The sequence below is a fragment of the Nonlabens sp. Hel1_33_55 genome (assembly GCF_900101765.1).
GTDB lineage: Bacteria > Bacteroidota > Bacteroidia > Flavobacteriales > Flavobacteriaceae > Nonlabens.
Genome location: NZ_LT627735.1, coordinates 1467301 through 1483513, shown reverse-complemented (window position 1 = coordinate 1483513; position 16213 = coordinate 1467301). Strand labels below are relative to the sequence as shown.

General features: G+C 39.6%; 19 protein-coding genes. 3 read left to right on the top strand and 16 right to left on the bottom strand.

Translation table 11 applies throughout. From position 1 onward, the window contains the following. Positions 1 to 35: 35 nt before the first annotated feature. Positions 36 to 569 carry a hypothetical protein gene (locus tag BLO34_RS06600; protein ID WP_090753727.1) on the top strand — a complete coding sequence of 178 codons (534 nt, stop codon included), beginning with the start codon at positions 36 to 38 and terminating at the stop codon, positions 567 to 569. 169 nt (positions 570 to 738) lie between these two features. On the opposite strand, the gene BLO34_RS06595 is transcribed toward BLO34_RS06600, so the two are convergent. The 12 genes from BLO34_RS06595 to BLO34_RS06535 form a co-directional block, all read right to left on the bottom strand. After that, a complete protein-coding gene (locus BLO34_RS06595; protein ID WP_090753724.1) occupies positions 739 to 987 on the bottom strand; it encodes a DUF6952 family protein in 249 nt (82 codons plus the stop codon). Next, positions 968 to 1279 carry a thioredoxin family protein gene (locus BLO34_RS06590; protein ID WP_090753722.1) on the bottom strand — a complete coding sequence of 104 codons (312 nt, stop codon included), beginning with the start codon at positions 1277 to 1279 and terminating at the stop codon, positions 968 to 970. Before BLO34_RS06590 ends, BLO34_RS06595 begins: the two co-directional genes overlap by 20 nt. A 271-nt stretch (positions 1280 to 1550) precedes the next feature. Continuing rightward, complete coding sequence (locus BLO34_RS06585; protein WP_090753720.1) at positions 1551 to 2186, bottom strand: peroxiredoxin; 636 nt, start codon at positions 2184 to 2186, stop codon at positions 1551 to 1553. 136 nt (positions 2187 to 2322) lie between these two features. Beyond that, positions 2323 to 3237, bottom strand: a complete 915-nt coding sequence (locus tag BLO34_RS06580; RefSeq protein ID WP_090753717.1) for a patatin family protein — start codon at positions 3235 to 3237, stop codon at positions 2323 to 2325. A 6-nt stretch (positions 3238 to 3243) separates the two neighbouring features. Beyond that, positions 3244 to 4128 (bottom strand): MBL fold metallo-hydrolase, encoded by an 885-nt coding sequence (locus BLO34_RS06575; RefSeq protein WP_090753716.1) that lies wholly within the window; start codon positions 4126 to 4128, stop codon positions 3244 to 3246. A gap of 633 nt (positions 4129 to 4761) precedes the next feature. Next, complete coding sequence (locus BLO34_RS06565) at positions 4762 to 5280, bottom strand: hypothetical protein (RefSeq protein ID WP_090753711.1); 519 nt, start codon at positions 5278 to 5280, stop codon at positions 4762 to 4764. A 277-nt stretch (positions 5281 to 5557) separates the two neighbouring features. Next, positions 5558 to 5947: a DUF6368 family protein gene (locus BLO34_RS06560; RefSeq protein ID WP_090753709.1), complete on the bottom strand. Its 390-nt coding sequence runs from the start codon at positions 5945 to 5947 to the stop codon at positions 5558 to 5560. 47 nt (positions 5948 to 5994) lie between these two features. Continuing rightward, complete coding sequence (locus BLO34_RS06555) at positions 5995 to 7278, bottom strand: PQQ-dependent sugar dehydrogenase (protein ID WP_090753706.1); 1284 nt, start codon at positions 7276 to 7278, stop codon at positions 5995 to 5997. Positions 7279 to 7411: 133 nt separating this feature from the next. Continuing rightward, the gene (locus tag BLO34_RS06550; protein ID WP_090753704.1) at positions 7412 to 7753 is read right to left on the bottom strand and encodes a DUF86 domain-containing protein; all 342 of its coding nucleotides are present in this window, start codon (positions 7751 to 7753) and stop codon (positions 7412 to 7414) included. Then, positions 7743 to 8045: a nucleotidyltransferase family protein gene (locus BLO34_RS06545; protein ID WP_090753701.1), complete on the bottom strand. Its 303-nt coding sequence runs from the start codon at positions 8043 to 8045 to the stop codon at positions 7743 to 7745. The genes BLO34_RS06550 and BLO34_RS06545 overlap by 11 nt, the downstream gene beginning before the upstream one ends. Positions 8046 to 8102: 57 nt before the next feature. Beyond that, a complete protein-coding gene (gene nhaC, locus BLO34_RS06540) occupies positions 8103 to 9623 on the bottom strand; it encodes a Na+/H+ antiporter NhaC (RefSeq protein ID WP_090753698.1) in 1521 nt (506 codons plus the stop codon). A 52-nt stretch (positions 9624 to 9675) separates the two neighbouring features. Continuing rightward, entirely contained in the window at positions 9676 to 10227 is a 552-nt protein-coding gene (locus BLO34_RS06535; RefSeq protein WP_090753695.1) for a cupin domain-containing protein, read from the bottom strand. A gap of 116 nt (positions 10228 to 10343) precedes the next feature. Between BLO34_RS06535 and trxB the strand changes: the two genes are divergently transcribed. Beyond that, on the top strand, positions 10344 to 11330 hold the full coding sequence (gene trxB, locus BLO34_RS06530) for a thioredoxin-disulfide reductase (RefSeq protein WP_090753692.1): 987 nt from the start codon (positions 10344 to 10346) through the stop codon (positions 11328 to 11330). 126 nt (positions 11331 to 11456) lie between these two features. On the opposite strand, the gene BLO34_RS06525 is transcribed toward trxB, so the two are convergent. The 4 genes from BLO34_RS06525 to BLO34_RS06510 all read right to left on the bottom strand — a co-directional run bounded on the left by BLO34_RS06525 (position 11457) and on the right by BLO34_RS06510 (position 14936). After that, entirely contained in the window at positions 11457 to 12275 is an 819-nt protein-coding gene (locus tag BLO34_RS06525) for a GIN domain-containing protein (RefSeq protein ID WP_090753690.1), read from the bottom strand. A 114-nt stretch (positions 12276 to 12389) separates the two neighbouring features. After that, positions 12390 to 14099, bottom strand: a complete 1710-nt coding sequence (locus tag BLO34_RS06520; protein ID WP_090753688.1) for a PspC domain-containing protein — start codon at positions 14097 to 14099, stop codon at positions 12390 to 12392. Then, positions 14096 to 14437 carry a PadR family transcriptional regulator gene (locus tag BLO34_RS06515; protein ID WP_090753685.1) on the bottom strand — a complete coding sequence of 114 codons (342 nt, stop codon included), beginning with the start codon at positions 14435 to 14437 and terminating at the stop codon, positions 14096 to 14098. Before BLO34_RS06515 ends, BLO34_RS06520 begins: the two co-directional genes overlap by 4 nt. Before the next feature lies 1 nt (position 14438). After that, positions 14439 to 14936, bottom strand: coding sequence for a DUF4870 domain-containing protein (locus tag BLO34_RS06510; RefSeq protein WP_090753682.1), 498 nt, complete (start codon positions 14934 to 14936; stop codon positions 14439 to 14441). A gap of 763 nt (positions 14937 to 15699) precedes the next feature. Between BLO34_RS06510 and BLO34_RS06500 the strand changes: the two genes are divergently transcribed. After that, complete coding sequence (locus BLO34_RS06500) at positions 15700 to 16152, top strand: DUF4442 domain-containing protein (RefSeq protein ID WP_090753677.1); 453 nt, start codon at positions 15700 to 15702, stop codon at positions 16150 to 16152. The last annotated feature ends 61 nt before the right edge of the window (positions 16153 to 16213 follow it).

Genomic DNA, 16213 nt, shown 5'->3' with positions numbered 1-16213 from the left:
TGCTTGATGAACATTTCCAAATCTAACCAATCAACATGCGCAACTTTATTCTCCTCGTCGCTCTTGCGATTCTATCATCCTCTTGTATTTCTCAAAAGAGTCTGGAACGTAAATCTGATTTTAAAGCCAATTTATTTCAAAAGGAAAGTTTCGAAGGTCTTTATGAAAATGCTGTGCCAGAAGAAGAAGGTAATTACAGTTTGTGGCAAGACCTTTATAAGAATAAGTCCTTCAAAGATCAGGCGTTTATTGCCGATTTCACCCAAGTAGAACTGGAATTGGTTTCTGATAAATTACTAAAGGCAAATCTTTACCGTAGAGGTAGGCTTGAAGACACCATCGAACTTAAGGGAAAGATAAGATCTGGATATTTTGTGGTCGATAGAAAATTGACCTTGATCCCATTACCTATATTTTATTATCAGAAAGAGCTTAAAACTATTTTAGGAAACGATAATGATGGTAATCTGGTACTTGTTCAAGGAAAAATGACCGAATATGTATATTTTCTATCTCTTTTTGGTGGTGATCGGGATACGGTAACAGCGAGATATGCGAAGTTGGATTGATTGTTAGGTATTAGGTATTAAGTATTAGGAATTAGGAATGCAGTTTGAGGAATTAGGTTTGAAGAATCGAGAAAAAAGAAAAAAGAAAAAAGAATCAAGAAATAAAAAAGGTTCCGAAAAGCTGAGCTTTTCGGAACCTTTTTGAAATTTACTATTTACTAACTACTAACTAAGCATCAATTGACCCTATCACTTTTTGTGCAAAAGCGTTAGCAGCTTCAACGCCGCTCATTCCGTTCTCAACGTTATTGTGAACTTCAATGGCGCCGCAAATGTTGGTAATCAATTCACCTACGACATCCATTTCCTCATCAGTAACAGATCTGTGTTCTGTAAAATGCTCTAGGACTTCGAGGGTTGTTTCCAGCTGCTCTTTATTTGATCCTTTTTGGAAATGTCTAATTACTGGTAACTTCATGTACGAGGTCTTTTAGGTTTTCAAATTTGTTCGTCTGTACTTGGTTCACAAAGCTTCCATCCTTGAAAGTCGCAAAAGTGGGTAGGTTATCTACCGTTGCTAGCTTTCTGGATTCTGGGAACTTTTCGGCATCTGCTAGGATGAAGATCGTGTCGTCATTTTCACTAGCCAATTTCTTGAACTTAGGCTTCATCACACGACAGTTACCGCACCAGCTCGCCATATATTGAACCACTACTTTTTTATTTCCTGCTACAATCTCTTGTAGGTTATCTTGTTCTAATGTTTGCATATTTTTAGTATTTAGTACCTAGTATTTGGTAGTTAGACTAATGAGTAAAAGCTTCGCGTTTTCCTCAATGACAGCCACTAAACCTATCTACTGAAATTTATATTTTAAGTATTTAGTACTTAGTATGTAATAATTAGACAACACATAGAAACTGAAATCCTTACCTAAATCATTTCCAAGGGAAAGGACTTTATAGCTCTCTTCCCTTTAGGAAGATTTGGAGATGGGATTAATGTCTACATACTAAATACTACATACTAACTACTGAAGTTTAGTTTTGAGACAAATACGCTGCAGTTGCTAGACGATCTGCTTTCATAGCGTCTTTTCCTTCTTCCCAGTTTGCTGGACATACCTCGCCGTTTTTCTGCACGTGTGTGTAAGCGTCGATCATGCGCAAGAATTCGTTCACGTTACGTCCTACTGGCATGTGATTCACACCTTCATGAAATACGGTTCCTTCCTCATCGATCAAATATGTCGCACGGAATGATACATTATCGCCCTTCAATAAATATCCCTCAAGGTCGTCGTTGTACTCCTCATCTGCATCTAGGATGTCTAACATCGTGGACAGGTTACGGTTAGAATCAGCGATTAGTGGATACGTTACACCTTCAATACCGCCATCATCTTTTGCAGTGTTCAACCATGCAAAGTGAACCTCTGCAGTGTCACAGGACGCACCTATGACGAGCGTGTTTCTTTTTTCGAACTCACCTAATGCTTCTTGAAAGGCGTGCAATTCCGTTGGGCATACAAAAGTGAAATCTTTTGGATACCAGAATAATAGTACTTTTTTATTGTTGTTTTTTGCTTCTTCCAGCACGTTGATCTGGAACGTATCGCCCATTTCGTTCATCGCGTTTACGTTCAAGTCTGGAAATTTTCTACCTACTATGGCCATTACAATTTTTGTTTTTTTGTTATGGTGCAAAAGTAGTTTCCGCTTTCGCGAAAGCGAACTAATCACAATCTAGTTGCTCCATTAAACTATAGGATAAAACAATGACAATGATAAAAATAAATAGCGAAAAACTATACTAATCCTCGTGGGGTTTGATCTCGTTTTGATCCATGTATTTTTGGGCGGCATAATTGAAACCGCTTTCCCACCATTTGGTCATTTTGTGTTTGTTGAAAACCAGAGAGTTGGTCGTGAGCACCGTGGGCGTGTAGTATAAATTGATGATCGCATTCTTGTTGGATGCGGTGAACTTGCCTATCGCTATATTCTGCTTTTCAATGCGATCCATCATGAAGCCATGAAGGTTAGTCAGTAGGGAAAAGGCGTTTTTTGAGGGAAGATTGTTCAGATAATTGACCTCAGTCTCCAGCACGATCACATCCACATTAGTTGCACCACGATCGATGGCCTCCTTGATGGGTACCATGCTGCCAAAACCACCATCTGCCCACTCACAACCTTCCTTATAAACGATGCTCATAAATGGTACGTAGTTGCAGGAAATCCAGATCCAGTCGCAAAAATCATCATATGAAAAATCCTTTATGGATTTGTACTGCGTCTCGTGAGAACTCAAGTTGGATACCGTAATAACAATATCCTTGTGAGAAGTTTTGAGATCTTCAAACTCTTCAATTGTCAGCGTTTCCTTTATGAGCTTGAGCAGGTTTTTACTCTCGCCAAAAGTCTTTTTTCCCTTCAAAAAACGTTTTGCGATATTCCAGTGATTGATGCTTATTTCTTTATCGCCACGCTTGTCAGTTTTGATTACAAAAGGCGAATCGCTGAAGATAGATTTCTGGTTGACGTGCGTGTACACATCCTTGATCTTGTCAATTTTTTTTAAGGCAAGATGTGAGATTAAGAGACTGCCGGTACTTGTACCTATGTAGAGGTCATAATCGTATTTGAGTTCTTGAATGAGGTATTGTGCAACGCCACCCGCAAACGCACCTTTACTACCACCACCAGAAATTACTAAAGCTCTCATGGATAATTACTTATCGGTGTTTGGGTTTTTAAGGCTGTTGTAAATAGTTTGCTTAATACGCTCGCTATTGACAAAACCATCTCCATAGTTGAGTTCATCATAGCGTTTGGTAATGGTGGCATTAGCTAAAATTTCTTCTTTAGTTTGATCGCGACTCATCGCCAGGCTTATAGCATCTCTCAAATCTTTCAACATATTGATGCTGTTTTTGAGATCCTGAACGGTAGCCAATTTTCCGTGCCCTGGTATGATATGCGTATCCTCATTAATTGTCTTAAGAATCAATTGCTGCGCAGCTATATATCCATTGATGGATCCACCAGAATTTAAGTCAATATATGGATACTTATCCTTGAAAAACACATCGCCCATATGCACAACGTTCTTATCTACAAAATAAACAAAGCTGTCACCATCGGTATGTGCGTTGTGAACATGAACCACCATGATGTTGGGATCATTGGGCATTTTGAGTTTGATTTGCTCATCCAGCGTTAATTCGGGTAGATAGCCAGTGGCTTTATCTTCTGACTTCAATCGTTCCAATACATTTTTCTGTGCCACAACCGTTGTCTCCTCGCTGTTGAAATTCTCATTGCCGCCCGTATGATCGCCGTGGTGGTGCGTGTTGACTAGATAAGTGATATCATTAGAACTTATGGAATCAATAGTTTGTTTGATCTTATCACTAAGTGGCGCAAACTGGGAGTCCACCATCAAGGTCTTGTCTTCAGAAACCACTATCATGATATTACCACCACGACCTTCCAGCATGTAGACATCGTCTGTAACCTCAGTGGTCATAATGGTAACTGTTGCTGGATCCATTTGGGCTGTTGCTGCCATTGATAGTAGGCCCGCTAGTATTAGTAAGAAGTAGTTGTTTTTCATTGAGGTCCAAGTTACATATTGTTGTAAACCAAAGATACCCGAATCTTGATGGGATTTGGGTATTTGTTTTTTCTTGCACTTAGTATTTTTTGAAGTCACTAGATTTTAAGCTACTGGAGACTGCTAGTTGGTAATTCTATAACGTCATAAACCAACAATAAAGATTAAAAAGGTCAAGACACATAGTATGATCGATGCGATTATGTAACTAACAGCTATTCTTTTCCAAAAAACATCCATCTCATAATTCTTTACAAAATCTTTATCGTTCAACTTTGGATATATCAACGAAATGATCAGGTAAAACACTCCAAAAACCAGCATGAATGCTAATATATTTATAGGTGTATCTCCTTTGGTGATTGCTGCTATCGTGAGCATATTACAAAGGATTAGTAATGTAATTCCGTATCTAACACTAACCCACCAATTTTTGTATTTGCTCCATAATTTAATATAGGGTTTTGCAATAACAACAAACAAATGCTCAAAAATCAATATGGTATAATTTGGAAATCAGGATTCAATAATAAGAACTATTGTACAAAAATATGTACGCTAAATTCAAAAAATAAAATACTAGAGTCTTGATCAGATACGGGTATTTCTCGATTTGAAGAGACCGCTTCTAAATCATTTAATTTTTTCTAATATTTCCTTTGCTTTATAGGATATGTGATTAAAAAACTTCGCGTCTTGATTGATTTCTGAAATGTGTTTCCCTAGGATTTCACGTCTATTCCATTCTGAGATTAGTTCGGCTGACTGAATAATTGTTTTAATCCTTTTCTTTTCTCCTTTCTTCAGCTTTGGAATAGTATATTCTTCAACTCTCTCGATAAGCTGTTGACGATAAGGTAAGTAATTTTCTTTTTCATCAAGCATTAGCCGTACGGCACTTGCATGAACTTCGTCGTTATATTCAGAATTAAGAGCTATTTCAATTAACTCTTCCGTATTGAGCCTTGGTTCAATCAACATTAAACTATAAAAATATCCTCTGTCTAGGTCGATTACATATCTCAGCCAAGTTTCGTTTTTCTTTTCGTCCAGATATTTGATGCTCCAGCCGCTATCAAAGGTTTCTATTTTAACTAACGACTTAGTAAAATCATCTACGTGCTTGTTTGTACCATATAATTTTCTAAGCATTCTCAGTTTTTAGAATATCGTCAATTAGTGTCTGAAATTAAGGATACCCGAATCTTGATGGGATTCGGGTATTTGTTTTTTGTTGATTAGGCTTGACCGTTGATTAGTTCAGTTGATTTAAGCTGGTCAAACTTCAAGCAGAACCTTTTAACTGGGCAAATAAAACTGTTCATGTTAAAGCCATTTTCTCAAAAAATCTCTTTTAATGAATGCATGTCTACATTATGTTTACTATTCCAATTTGGCCTTTTTTCAACAAATTGTAAAACTTATATTTCTAAGTTTTGTTCAAAAACGGATTAGATGAACCGCATAGATCTACTAAACCATCTTCAATTTCTAATACCTGATTTATCAACGCTGAAATAAATTCATAATTATATTTTCGATCCGTCCAGGCCATAAATCCCAGATAGCATTTTGGAACAAAACCAGTCTTTTTGAGAAATTCAGCTCTAGTTTCTTGGTCAAAATCTTCATCTGCTTCAGCATCTGAATAGTAAACTCGAAAGGAATAAATTACCTGGTCATGTTCAACTTCAATGTCGTAGTTTAAGCCATCTTCTAATTTAAATGTACCATAGGATTCGATAATTTGTTTTATTCGATCAATTGATGGGTCAGACAAATATTCTTTGAAATAAATAAGAATCGTAAATCCAGACATTATATTATTAGAATTTGCTTAATTGATAGTTAAGGATTCCAAATTTCCTAAATAGCACTCACTCTCCAAAGCACGCCACTATCGTCATCGTTCACCAACAAACTTCCATCGTTGTGAACAGTCACTCCGACAGGGCGACCATACACATCTTTGTCGGATCCTTTCTTGGTAAAACCAGTCAAAAAATCACGTGGTGGTTGTGGTTTTCCTGCCGCGTCAAACGGTATGAAAACTACTTTGTATCCGCTTAATGGCTTGCGGTTCCATGAACCGTGCTGGCCTATGAAAGCTCCATTTTTATAAGCTGCTGGGAAAGCATCTTTAGTATAAAACTCAAATCCTAGCGAGGCTGTGTGCGGTCCTAGCGGTACATCTGGAACAATGGCTTTATCTACTAGTTCTTGATGTGGATCATCGCTCCATCTTGGGTCGTTGATTTGGCCATAATAAGAATAAGGCCAGCCGTACCAACCGCCTTTTTTCACGCTAGTTGCGTAATCAGGAACTAAGTTGTTACCCAATTTATCTCTTTCATTTACAGCCGTCCAAAGCTCGCCTGTTACAGGATTCCAGTCCATTCCTACAGGATTTCTTAGTCCAGTTGCATATTCAATTTCACCAGATCCGTCAGGATTGATTTCAAGGATCGTTGCACGACGCACTTCGTATTCCATTCCGTTTTCACCTACGTTTGATCCAGAACCTACCGAAATGTAGATCTTAGATTGGTCGGCATTAGTCAATAGATTACGAGTCCAGTGGTTGTTGTAGCCGCCAGCTGGTAGGTCAAGAATTTTAGTTCCAGTTCCAGTAAGTTGGTTTGCGCCGTCTGTATAATCATAGGCATATAATCCGTCGGTATTTGCGATATAGAATGTATCATCAATGATCAACATCCCAAACGGCTGATTCAATCCGCTTGCAAAAACGTTTTGGTAATCTGCCACACCATCGTTGTTGGTATCACGCAGGATCGTTACTTGGTTGGCACTATTACGGGTGTTGGATTCGGCAACAAAAACATCGCCGTTATCGTGAACGTACGTCCAGCGTGGATGTTTTAACGCTTTCGCGAAAGCGTTTACCTTAAAACCTTCTGGTGCAATTGGAGCCGCACCATCGTTCCATCCAACGACGTTGCTCTGCAATACTTCAGACTCAGTTGCGTAAGGCGCAGGTAAGGTGATGTCGCCAATGGCTGTCGTCACCGTCTGGTTAGGATTGTCACTCATTTGCTCTTTCATCTCCTTAGGCGTGCTGTCCTTTGGGTCTTTAGACTTGCAGGAAATAAATAGCAAAGAGAATAATAGCGGATATAAATACTTGTTCATAGCTTATTTAGGTTAAGCCGTAAAAATAGGAGGTATGCGCTGGAACCGTGCGGTGGTTAACGGGATTTTAGGGAAGTCTCTATCATAAGAGTCAAGAATCAAGAGTCAGGAAGCAAGATATTTTGAATTCGCCTTAAATGTGCTTGAGATGCTTTGCAACTTCTATTTTAAGGAGCGGTAACTCTTTGTGTATAATCGTCCAAATCACTTCATCAGAAATATTTTCGTAATCATGCACGATTCTATTTCGAGTACCAATTATTTTCTTCGCATTGTTGATTTCCAAAGTTGTTTCAGAATACTTTGAAATACGGTTGACAGCTTCACCAATTATCTCGATATTTCTCTCGACTGCTTTTTTGGTCTTGAGATCCTTTTGATATTCAAAAAAGTTTCTTTTCTCTGGAAGAAATTCAAAAATCTCATCTATGGATCTAGAAATATCTTCGAGCCAAGTACCTATTTTACGATCCATAGATAAGGATCTTAGTTTCATCTAACTCTTTCTGGAAGTAGCTATTTTTGATAGCGCGCTCTTCAATTAGATCAATTTGCCGTTGGAGTAAATTCTCTAATTTTTCCTTTAAGTTGAAATAGAGATCTGTATAAATGAATGGATCTTTTTCATTAAAATCTACAGAAAAATCGATGTCAGAATCAGCGTCAAAGTCTTCTCTTGTGGCAGACCCAAAAACCGAGAACGTTGAAACGCTATGCTCTTTACAAAGCGTTCTAATAGTTTCTAAATGTTCCTTACTGATTTTCATAATTCTAATATAGGAAAATATGACATCAACTGATTAGAATTAAGTTTTCGTATTGTTCTACAAATCCACCTGCCCATCACTAGCAACCTTACCAGAAAGCTCCTTGATCTTAATGCTAAAGGCAGCAAACAGCAAGGTCATAAATGGCGATAGCCAGTTGAATATCGCATAAGGCAAATAGGCGATGACATCAACGCCTAACGTTGTACTTTGATAAGCACCACAAGTGTTCCATGGGATAAGCACCGATGTTACTGTTCCAGAATCTTCCAGAGTTCTAGAGAGGTTTTCTGGAGCGAGGCCTTTATCACGATAGGCATTGGCATACATTTTTCCAGGTACGACGATAGCAAGATATTGGTCACTAGCCGTGACATTGATTGCGAGACAACTCACAACTGTACTTGCAAACAGCCCAAATACCGAATCAAATAAATTCAGCAAGGCTTTACTGATAGTTGCCAGCGCACCTATCGCATCCATGATTCCGCCGAATACCATGGCGCAAATTATCAACCAGATGGTACCCAGCATTCCTGCCATGCCGCCAGATTCAAAAAGGCCGGCTAGTTTAGTGCCTATTTCTTCATTCGCAGTAATAGGAGCAATGGATGTATCCACCGTGATCGCATTCATCAAACCTTTGTAGGCAGACGTGAAGTTCCATTCGGTTAAGCCGCTATTTGTCAACACCAGCTCTGGCTGAAAAATCAACGCGGCAACGGCTGCTAATAACGTACCTACTAATAAAGCCACCAATGGTGATACTTTTTTGACGATCATCGCGATAACCAGCACAGGCACTAAAAACAACCATGCTGATGTGTTGAAGGTGTTATCAATCGCTGTTTGATATACAGATACATCTGCATTTCCAGAAGTATCAATAGATAGCCCAATGATTATAAAAGCAATTAAGGTTACTACGATAGTCGGTACAGTCGTGAATAACATGTATTTGATGTGCGTGAAAAGATCTGTTCCAGCCATGGCAGGAGCAAGGTTAGTTGTGTCACTCAAAGGTGAAAGCTTATCGCCAAAATAAGCGCCACTCAGCACTGCACCAGCCGTCATACCAGCGTTGATATCCAGCGCACCAGCAATACCTATTAAGGCAATACCTACCGTTGCACTTGTGGTCCAACTGCTACCGGTTGCCACAGAAATCACGGCACAAATAATCACACAAGCGGCTAGAAAAATAGTAGGATTTAGAATATCGAGGCCGTAATAGATCATCGTTGGGATAATACCGCTAATGAGCCATGTACCAGCAAGTGCACCTACCATTAGTAAGATAAGAATGGCACCAGCGGTAGATTTTAGGTTTTGGGCAACTTCCTCGATCATGGTTTCATAAGAAACCTTGTTAAAATATCCCACAATACCAGCGACGGCAGCGCCCAGCAAAAGAATGAATTGGTTGGAACCAGACAGCGCATCGTCACCATAAACTACCAACACATTAAAAGCGAGCATCACAATTAGAGCGATCACTGGAATCAGCGCCTCCCAGATATTCAGTTCTCTATTTTCAATAATCTTTTCGTCCTCGTGGTTGATGTTTTGGCTTTCCATGCTTCGTTTTAGGTAAACGTAATGTTACAACTTTGTGATTTGAGTTGCAAACCTACTCATGCCGCACATATTTTGCGATGAGCTTTTTGTCGTAGTTCAGCTTTCGCGAAAGCGAGAACATCACATCCAGCAATGGACGCAACAGTCTGAATAACAAGTTATCCACTTGGGTATCACCCCATTTTAATAAGATGACCGCATAAAACGGATTATACGGAATCTGATTACTGCCAAAGGTCTTGCCGTCACTTACCAGTCCAAAAAGTACCGCCATAAAGTTCTCAAAACCTGGTTGTCCAGGCTCTAATCGAGCTCTGAAAACAATGGGTTCTGGATTGGGATTGTAAAATCTATGATTGTCCATTACGGGAACCTTGAAGGTCTCGCCAGGCGACAATCGCAATTCTTTACCTAGATAGTGAACGCCTAGAGTACCTTCTATAGGTTCAAACTCTTCAGTAAATCGATTGTGATAATGAATGGGATTACCACCATCAGGTTGCAGTTCAACCTCTATATAGGTATAGGCACCGTTTGTACTGGCGCTGGTTTCCAGCAATGTTGCTTTCTCGCGGGTGACAGGATTTCTATAGATGACAGGCATGCTCAAAATTAGGGTTTACCATATCCATTTGTTTGATAAAGTGATAATAAATCCCAATGGTAAAGCCCTAAAAGAGCCGTGTATTAATCTTATTTTTGTTATCCAAATTTGAGAACATGTCAGAGCAAATAGAAAGAATAAAATGTTTAATCATAGGATCAGGACCAGCAGGATATACGGCTGCGATCTATGCTGCGCGAGCGGATATGAAACCTATTATGTATACAGGAATGGAGCCTGGCGGCCAGCTGACTACTACTACAGAAGTTGACAATTTCCCAGGTTATCCTGATGGAATCGATGGACCTGCCATGATGGTTGATTTACAAAAACAAGCAGAACGTTTCGGAACGGAAGTCCGTTTTGGGATGGTGACTGAAGTGAATTTTGCCAGTGAGAAAGGCGGCATCCATAAAGTAGTAGTTGATGGTAAAACACATCTGGAAGCTAATACGGTAATTATTTCCACTGGAGCATCTGCTAAATATTTGGGATTGCCTAGTGAGCAACGCTTACGTGGTGGCGGCGTTAGTGCCTGTGCCGTTTGTGATGGATTCTTCTATCGCAATCAAGAAGTAGCTATCGTTGGTGCTGGAGATACCGCAGCAGAAGAAGCTAGTTATTTAGCTAACATCTGTAAAAAAGTGACGATGCTTGTGCGTAAAGATTATATGAAAGCGTCTAAGGCTATGCAACATCGTGTTAATAACCTCAAAAATATTGAAGTTCTTTACAATAGTGAGGTTGACGAAGTTTTAGGTGAGCAAGTTGTGGATGGATTACGCATTAAGAATAACGAAACAGGCGAGAAACACGAGATTGAAATCACAGGTCTTTTCATTGCTATAGGACATAAACCTAACACTGACATTTTTAAAGGTCAGTTAGATATGGGTGCAGACGGTTATCTTGTAACTGTACCAGATACCACTAAAACTAATCTACCTGGAGTTTTTGCTAGTGGTGATGTTCAAGATAAAGTCTACAGACAAGCCATTACCGCAGCAGGAACAGGCTGTATGGCAGCTCTAGATGCTGAACGCTACCTAGCCGACATAGGCGTAGTAGAAGAAGTGAAAGCTGGTGATTATAGTATAGAGTAAAATTCCAAATATCAAATTCCAAAGGTCAAACTTGAATTGCAAATTGGCTTGAATGGAGTTCGAATCAAAAAAAAATCCCTTGCTGGCGCAGCCAGCAAGGGATTTTTTTTTCTTATTATTTTGAAATTACTTCTTCATCAAAACGGCTTTTCCTGAGAATTCGGCCATGTTGATTTTAGGATTGTTGTATAATTCTACTTCGGCATCGCCGCTGGCTTTAAGCTCAAAATCGTTGTTCACGTTTACACTTGCGCTAGCATTACGGGTAATGCTTAGTTGTAAATCTTTAAGATCCAATTTTTCGGCAGTTAGGTCAGCTCTTCCTTCAAGCACCATAGTAGACGATTTTGCATCACCTTCAATTTTTGCAGCAGCTTTATCCGTCATGGTGAAATCAATCTGGTCATATTTAAGCAATGCTTCTGTATTGGAATTACCATTCAGATTGATTTGAGCGTTGCCACCACCTAGATTACATTCTGATCTACTATCTGACATACCATTAAATACGAGCTCGTCAACGCGACCTGTGAAATACACACGCGCTTTATCCTTCACATTGATGGTAAGATTTGATAATCTAAAATCAGTAAGCGTACTTAATTGTGCATCTGCAAAGGCAGTGATTGTAGTTAGTTCTGGATTATAAATGATGTTGATTTTCATTTCCTTATTACGTCTTATATCTGCTGTGGTTTTGATGCTAAGAACACCACCTATAACAGATACATCGATGTATTGGTGCAAATTGGAATCTGCAGCAATATCGATTTTGGGAGTGACACCTTCAGATAAAGTGACTTCCAACTCTTCACCTATGTTAATGGATTGGAAAGGTTCGACGTTAATAATTTGGGTGGTTACTTCTCTATTGCCTTTTACTTTTTGCGCTTTCGCGAAAGCGAAACTCAACAACAACATAGAGGCAACTAATAAATTTTTCATTTCTTAAAGTTTAGATACAAAATTAACCAAAAACCGCTCCACAACTGCGGAGCGATTCTTAAACTATTGCTATTTATAAGAGGATCAGGTCGATAAGGTGAAAGATCAATGTAATCATGGTAAATTGTTTTGCTCGACACCATCATTTCCATCATATTGCCAGTTGCCATCATTTTCTGGAATGACGATACTGTCGTTGGAAATAGAATCTGTTTCTGTGCTGTTATCCAATGCTTCCATCTTCTCTTCAATAATGGGACAATCCAGACATACGGCCTTGCCATCCTTGATTTGGTAGGTATACTCGATGTTATTCCCCAAGCTAAAAGCATCGCGATTGATGTAGGATCTGTATCGCTCTCCAAATCGCTCATTGAATTTAGCAGTGGTGCCTTCTGGCAAATAAATCATGATTTCTACATCGTGATCTCCAAAGCCACCATTTTTAGGCATATAAAAATAGTCTGCCGCAACAAAGGACGAGTCTGTAAGCTTGTAGTCAAACTGGATAAGTTTTGCTCTTTCTTTTGCCTCTTCAAAGCTGGCGCCTTTTGATTTAAAGAACAGTTCAACTCGCGCAACAGAATCTGTAGTAGATCCAGTTGCTACCTTGACATCGTAGTACTTGACAATCTCTTGTCCATCCATCTCGGCAAACTCAAAGTTATTACCATTACGATTGAAGGTACGTGCACGTTCTGCTCTGTCAAGATTGAGCGAGAAAGGTTGTGATGAATTGATAGCAAACTTTTCGGTTTTTTGTACGCTTGCATCTACGGCCTGGCTAGCAGCGATTTTACCTATCATAATACTTAACGCAATAATGGCTACAATCCATATGGCGGCGAGTGCTAGATAGACTTTTGAACCTAAGGTGCGCAAGTTGCTTACCAAAAGTTTCAATCCTAAAACAGCCAGCAAAAACAACGGTATTCCAGCAGCCAGAATGATCGCAAGAACTAACCAGAAAGATGCATACTCTGCGGGTACGACCCAGTCAAATAAGGTCCACAAACTGTATCCATCTATATCTACGGCGCTTGCTGTTATCGTTGATACGATCAATGCGACTATCGCGATGGTCGTCGCAAGGAATAGTATCAAGCCAAATATCTTGACTATGGCCTTAAATATACCTGCCATAAACCTACCTAGAAAGCCAAAAAATCGAACGGTTCCTCGTTTTCCTTTCTGACCTACGATACGGTGGCCGGCGTCGGTCTGCCCATCGGCCACGGGCTCAAAACCCGCTTTGAAATTGTCCTCGATGTTTGTGATGTTGACTTCCTTGCCCATCATGGTAAGACGCTGGTTGGTCGTCACTGCATCTGGAACAAAAATCCACAGGAGGATATATATAGGAATGAGCCATCCAGCACTAAAAAATGTCGCCACGATCCATAAAACCCTAATCCAAATAGTGTCCATACCCAGATAGTAACTCAATCCTGCACTCACGCCACCTACATAACCATTCTGGGTATCTCTGAAGAGTTGTTTCCCTTTGGCAGCAAAATTTGTGCGTCTTGTGCGCGGTCCAGCTTCTGTAAAAATATCCTCATCGACTTCATAGTCTTCAGGTTGGCCCATGATGTCAATCACAGATTCTACATGAACGATAGAGATCACTTGTTGCTCGTTAGCTCTCTTTTCCAGAAACAGCTCTGCTATTCTAGATTCAATGTCTGACATGATCTCGTCAGCACCAGTAGTTTCAGAGAACGAATTGCGTACAGCGGCGAGATATCGCTGCAATCTGTTGTAGGCATCTTCATCTATGTGGAAGAACAGCCCAGCTAAATTTATATTGATGGTCTTGTTCATGATTTCGTGGTTTTAGGTTTGGTAACAATATTGACGGCATTCTTGAGGTCGTCCCAAGTGCTGGAGAGTTCAGTCAGGAAGATTTTTCCCGTTTCTGTCAGGCCATAGTACTTACGTGGTGGTCCACCAGTACTTTCTTCCCAACGGTAGTTGAGTAGTCCTGCATTCTTCAATCGCGTTAGTAATGGGTAGATCGTACCTTCCACAACTAGGAGTTTTGCATCTTTGAGCGTCTCAAGGATCTCTGCGACATACGCATCTTCTTCCTTAAGGATCGATAGAATGCAGTACTCCAGTACGCCTTTGCGCATTTGCGCTTTTGTGTTTTCTATCTTCATTTTAGTTCGTATTAGGTGTTTCCTTCACAGGTGTGTCAGGAATAAAATTGATCGTTAACGGGTAGCGGTAGTCCAGTCCATCATGTGCTTTAATCGCAGCCTTGATCGTACAGACCAGATCCACAATACCTAAAGCCAGTATGAGCGTACCGCAAATCACACCGCTGGCAACAATGGTGGAAAAGATCCCTAAATCATTAGCAAACGGAAACCTAGGACCGTCCATCGCTTCCCATAAATCTGGACCTCCAGAAATCATACTTCCTATGATGACGCCACCACCAATAAAGGCGAGAATAACCGTCCATAGCGTGATACTTAACTGGAAGTTGATGGCTTGCTTACCATGCCTGTCTATAAAATCAGATTTTTTGGAATTGACCATCCATAAGAGAATGGGCAAGATGAAATTCCCGAGTGGGAAAATCCATTTTCCAAATGTCGCCAGATGGATTCCCATCGCGATATTATTGTGGTTGTTTTGTTGTTGTTTTTCCATGACCTATTAATTTCTTATGCAAATATATATCTAAAAGATAGTATTATGCAATACAAAGTACCATATAATTTTATTTTAGTAGGTCATTTATATGAGTTCGCTTTCGCGAAAGCATAATAAAATCAAGCCTTTTCATAGAATTGATAGCTTGAATATATTTTACAAATTAATTGACAATAAAGCTTAGAGGATTGAAATCGATTGTGTTTAGAAGCAGAAATACTAATGTATTCTCAGCTGAAAAAGATCAGAAAGATCAAACGGAATAAAATTTATAATTGATTAAATGATGTTCAATAATATTCATGAGATCACTACAATTCATGCAACTAGCAAAATCAATTTTACCCGCACAATCCATCACAAGCTGCGGAATTAATTCCGCAGCTTGTGATGGACATTTACACATGTGGCAATCGTAAATTGATATATGAGTTAAGGCAATTTCAAAAGCAAAGAATTCCTCGCCTAAAATTAGGCGAGGACAGAAGTGAAACTAGTTTCGCTTCAGGAGTGGTTGAAGCTGCACAATTGTTTTTACAAACTATAGAGATCATTTCAATCGATTATCATTAATCATTATACTCTTAACTATTAGTATCAATTCTACCCGTGCGATCCTTCACAATCCATCACAAGCTGCGGAATTAATTCCGCAGCTTGTGATGAGAAAGCTATTCATGTCTAGAAGCGTAATAATATCTGGCAGTTATGCAACTGTATGGTAAATCGGTTAGATTTGTCTCTGACCAAAGATTTGAATATGATCACACCAGCAAAAATCAATGCGTTTACTTTCTTAAAGTTACCCAGCTGTTGGTGGTGTGGTGTTCGCGTTCAAGAAATCACTCCTGAACAATGTGTGGTAACTGTGAAACATCGTTGGTTCAATCAGAATCCATTCAACAGTATGTACTTTGCCGTACAAGCTATGGCTGCAGAACTTTCTACAGGTGCGTTAGTCATGTCTTACATAAAAGAGTCTGATGCCAGAGTAAGCATGCTTGTTGCTAATAACGAGGCCACTTTTACTAAAAAAGCCACTGGCAAAATCACGTTCACTTGCACAGATGGTCTTGCTATTAAAGAGGCGATAGAGAAAACCGTTACTACTGGTCAAGGTCAAACCGTCTGGATGGAAGCGACCGGCATTAATCAAGATGGCATTCAAGTGAGCAAGTTCAGATTTGAGTGGACCGTGAAACGCAAAGGTTAACCAGCCTTTAGTTTTCTAATACTTCTAACAAATGCCGCACAGCTCATTGCGTATCTTGTCG